General features: G+C 34.1%; 1 protein-coding gene. It reads right to left on the bottom strand.

The features are described 5' to 3' along the window. Positions 1-1,007: ketol-acid reductoisomerase (ilvC, locus tag HUU89_RS14440; RefSeq protein WP_175302129.1), on the bottom strand; the 1,007-nt coding region annotated here is incomplete at its 3' end. Positions 1,008-1,014: the final 7 nt, after the last annotated feature.

Here is a 1,014-nt window from a genome sequence, read left to right as displayed (position 1 = left end):
ATTAATTTATCTTCATCAGACCAAGAATATAATTTTCTGATTTCTTTTCCGACTTTTTCTGATTCATGTTCTGCAGCTAATTTTCTCATTGCTTTGAAATGTGCTTGTCCTCCAGCTGCTGACATGTCTAATAAGAAGTCTTTTGCGAATGTTCCATCTTGGATATCTTTTAAGATTTGTTTCATTGCTTTCTTTGTATCTTCTGTGATGATCTTTGGTCCTGTAATATAATCTCCATATTCTGCTGTATTTGAAATTGAATATCTCATTCCTTCAAATCCTGATTGATAGATTAAGTCTACAATTAATTTCATTTCATGGATACATTCAAAGTATGCATTTCTTGGATCATATCCTGCTTCTACTAATGTTTCAAATCCTGCTTGCATTAAAGCACATACTCCACCACATAAGACTGCTTGTTCTCCAAATAAGTCTGTTTCTGTTTCTGTTCTGAATGTTGTTTCTAATACACCTGCTCTTGCTCCTCCAATTGCTAGTGAGTATGCTAATGCGATGTCTTGTGCTTTTCCTGTGTAGTCTTGTTCTACGGCTACTAGACATGGTGTTCCTTTCCCTGCTTGATATTCACTTCTTACTGTATGTCCTGGTGCTTTTGGTGCAATCATTGTTACATCAACATTTTTTGGTGGTACGATTTGATTGAAATGAATATTGAATCCATGAGCAAACATGAGCATGTTTCCTTCTTCTAGATTTGGTTCAATTGATTCTTTATATAATTTTGCTTGTAATTCATCGTTGATTAAGATCATGATGATATCTGCTTTTTTTGCAGCTTCTGCTGATGTACAAACTTCAAATCCTTGTTCTTCAGCTCTTTTCCATGATTTTGATCCTTCGTATAATCCTACGATGACTTTTACTCCTGATTCTTTTAAGTTTAATGCATGTGCATGTCCTTGTGATCCGTATCCAATGATGGCTACTGTTTTCCCATCTAATAATGATAAGTCACAATCTGATTCATAAAAAATTTTTGCCATTTTTAAT

The sequence above is a fragment of the Faecalibacillus sp. H12 genome (assembly GCF_013361255.1).
Lineage (GTDB): Bacteria > Bacillota_I > Bacilli_A > Erysipelotrichales > Coprobacillaceae > Faecalibacillus > Faecalibacillus intestinalis.
The sequence above is the reverse complement of the archived record's forward strand: the minus strand, read 5'-3'. Positions and strand labels throughout refer to the sequence as shown.